General features: G+C 47.4%; 3 protein-coding genes. All 3 read left to right on the forward strand.

The genetic code is table 11. From position 1 onward, the window contains the following. Positions 1–63 precede the first annotated feature (63 nt). The 3 genes from PX481_RS09855 to PX481_RS09865 all read left to right on the forward strand — a co-directional run bounded on the left by PX481_RS09855 (position 64) and on the right by PX481_RS09865 (position 2,952). A complete protein-coding gene (locus PX481_RS09855) occupies positions 64–1,809 on the forward strand; it encodes a diflavin flavoprotein (protein ID WP_288094508.1) in 1,746 nt (581 codons plus the stop codon). 121 nt (positions 1,810–1,930) lie between these two features. Further along, entirely contained in the window at positions 1,931–2,674 is a 744-nt protein-coding gene (locus PX481_RS09860) for a hypothetical protein (protein ID WP_288094507.1), read from the forward strand. 5 nt (positions 2,675–2,679) lie between these two features. Continuing rightward, positions 2,680–2,952, forward strand: coding sequence for a hypothetical protein (locus tag PX481_RS09865; RefSeq protein WP_002763300.1), 273 nt, complete (start codon positions 2,680–2,682; stop codon positions 2,950–2,952). Positions 2,953–3,186: the final 234 nt, after the last annotated feature.

Genomic DNA, 3,186 nt, shown 5'->3' on the forward strand with positions numbered 1-3,186 from the left:
CCCACACCCCACACCCCACACCCCACACCCCACACCCCACACCCCACACCCAACTTAACAATTATGACCACTAATACCTTAATTCCCAATCCTGCTATTAATAATCGCTCCCGCGATGTTCAAACCGCAGAAATTGCCGATAAAACTTGGGTTTTTCGCTCCCGTACTTGGGACAGATTAAAATTTGAAATAGAATATGCTCGTCAACGGGGAACCACCGCTAATTCCTATCTTATCTGTGGCGATAAAACCGCCTTAATCGATCCCCCTGGAGAATCCTTCACGGAAATTTATTTAGAAGAAATTCGTCAATATATCTCCTTACATCGTCTCGATTATCTGATTCTCAGTCACGTTAATCCCAACCGTATCGTCACTTTAAAGGCCTTATTAGCCGCCACCCATCAAATCAGCATCCTCTGTTCTAAAGCTGCCGTCAATACCCTTAAAAATGCCTTTCCCGATGCCCAAATTTTGGGCATACGAAGCGATGAAATCCTTGATTTAGGGCAAGGTCATCAACTCAGTTTTATTAATGTCCCTACGCCGCGCTGGCCTGATGGTATCTGCACTTTTGACCAAAAAACCCAAATTTTATACAGCGATAAATTCTTTAGTGTACATCTGTGCAGTGACGCTCTTTGGGATAAAAATTGGAAAGAATTAGATGTGGATCGTCGTTATTATTTTGATTGTCTCCATGCCGTGCAATCCAAAGCGGTAGAAACAGCCCTCGACAAAATTAAAGAATTTCCCGCCCAATATTATGCACCCGCCCACGGTCCGATAATTCGTCATAGTCTTAGTCGTCTTGCCCACGATTATCGTTATTGGTGTCAAGAACAAAAAACTCGACCTCTACAAGTGGCTTTATTATATGCTTCTGCCTACGGAAATACTGCCACCCTGGCCCGCTCGATCGAACGAGGATTATTAGAAAATGATCTGGCCGTAGAATCAATAAATTGTGAGTTTGCCACCCCCGCCGAAATTAGTCAAGCGATCGAAAATTGTGACGGATTTATTATCGGTTCTCCCACCTTAGCCGGTCACGCTCCTACCCAGATCCAAACTGCTTTAGGAATCGTTCTTTCCACGGCAGCAAAAACTAAATTAGCCGGGGTTTTTGGTTCCTACGGTTGGAGTGGGGAAGCTGTCGATTTAATTGAAACTAAACTCAAAGATGCCAATTATTGCCTCGGTTTTGAATCCTTGCGCGTGCGTTTTAGCCCCACAGAAAGCAGTTTACAAGCAGGTTATTTAGCCGGAGAAACCTTCGCCCGAACCTTGAAAAAAACCAAAAAATTGCGGGTTCCCCAACAGGGAATGACCGAAACACAAATTGATCGCACTGCCCAGGCCGTTGGCCGGATCGTCGGTTCCCTTTCTGTTCTCACCACTCGTCAGGGCGAGGATCATGCTGGTTTCTTGACCTCTTGGGTATCCCAAGCCAGTTTTAACCCCCCGGGGCTAATTATCGCCGTTGCCGACGAACAAGCCGCCGACCGTCTAATTAACTCGGGAACCGCCTTTACCTTGAATATTCTCAAGGAAGGGCGCAATTTACGCCGCCATTTTTCCAATTGCATCAAATCTGGCGGCGATGTCTTTACGGGATTAGAAACCCAAGTCGGGGAAAATGGCTGTCTGATTTTAAGCGAAAGTCTCGCCTATCTAGAGTGTACGGTGAAAGAGCGACAACTCTGCGGCGATCGCTGGTTAGTCTATGCTACCGTCGAGCGGGGTCAAGTTTTGGATAGTAACGGTGTCACCGCCATCGGTCATCGTAAATCCGGTAGTCAGTATTAAAACTGGACTAGCGGGGCAAAGTTCCTGACTTTCCCCGTGTAATCAGCCTAGATTTCTGGGAAAGATAGGTTATGTTATTATCCAAGGTTGTCCGACCGGGCCATTTTGTCTTTGTTTCCCTATGAAAAAATTGCCGCTAATACTGTCGGTGGGGAGTGTCGCTTTATTGTTGGTGGGATGTCCAGCTTCTAACCAAGCTAATCAATCCCCACCGCCCAGCCAAGAAACCCCCACCCCCTCTCCTAGTCCCCCGGCTGCCCAACCACCTGCCTTTAGCGGTGCTGTGCAACCGGCCACCGAACCAACCCCCCCAAGGGTAGCGGGATTGATTCCCGCTACCGATCCTGACCAAAAACGGGCAGAAATTAATCGCGGTCGCAGCGATCCCTTTGCCCCCTTTCCCCTACAACCAAATATTACGATTACAGCGGCGGAAAAACCCCCAGCTGGGACTCCAGCGGCCACTGGCGCACCTGTACCCGGAGGTAATCGTCCCGCAGCCGCACCTGCACCCGGAGGTAATCGTGCCACTCCCAGACGACCGATAGTTAAAGCGCCGCCACCACCACCGCAACCAACGGAAGCGGAAGAAGTGCAAGTATCGGGCATCGTCCAGTTACCTACCACTCCTATGGCGATCGTGAAAGCCCCCGGAGAAGCCACGGAACGTCGAGTTATTCCGGGTTCTACTCTCTCTAATGGTTTAATTTTAGTTAAAGCGATCGATACTAATCCCGATAATCCCTATATTGTCCTAGAACAATACGGTCGAACTATTACCCGTCGTTTAGGGGATGGTGTACCCGAACCGGCCGCCGCACCGCAAGCCTCGATCAGCTATAATGTTTCCGAATCAGGAGAATAAAACCCGTGCGATCGATTGCTATTCAACAAAAACAAACCATTATTTATCCGCAAATGCCCTTGGCTATCTATCGAGAATTAGCCAGCCATTTACAACAGGTTCAGGGTGTGGAAACCCATCTCACTCCCCAGCAGTTCCAACAATTCGATTATCATCAAAGTCAGATCGGTAGTCTAGAAATTAACTATACCGAGACTTTTCAGGAAAGCGATCGCACTCTAGTCACGGCAATTCTCGATTATTATGCCCAACGTCACGGCTCCTATCAGCTTTCCTAAGCTTTCTCTCCTCACCTTTTCCCCGATTACCGACTTTCTTCTTAAAAACTAAAAGTATTTTATAGGATTTATCTTAATGCTGGGGATGATGCCAAGTCTTCTCACACTTCATCTATTAAGGGTAGGGTTGATTCATGAATCAACCCTACTATGAATCAACCCTACTATGAATCAACCCTACTATGAATCAACCCTACTATGAATCAACCCTACTATGAATCAACCCTACTATGA

The sequence above is a fragment of the Microcystis sp. M53603_WE2 genome (assembly GCF_030065435.1).

What these genes read in the sequence shown, in the direction of transcription:
- PX481_RS09855 (WP_288094508.1), top strand. Translation starts at nt 64, where the DNA reads ATGACCACTAATACCTTAATTCCCAATCCTGCTATTAATAATCGCTCC.
- PX481_RS09860 (WP_288094507.1), top strand. Translation starts at nt 1,931, where the DNA reads ATGAAAAAATTGCCGCTAATACTGTCGGTGGGGAGTGTCGCTTTATTG.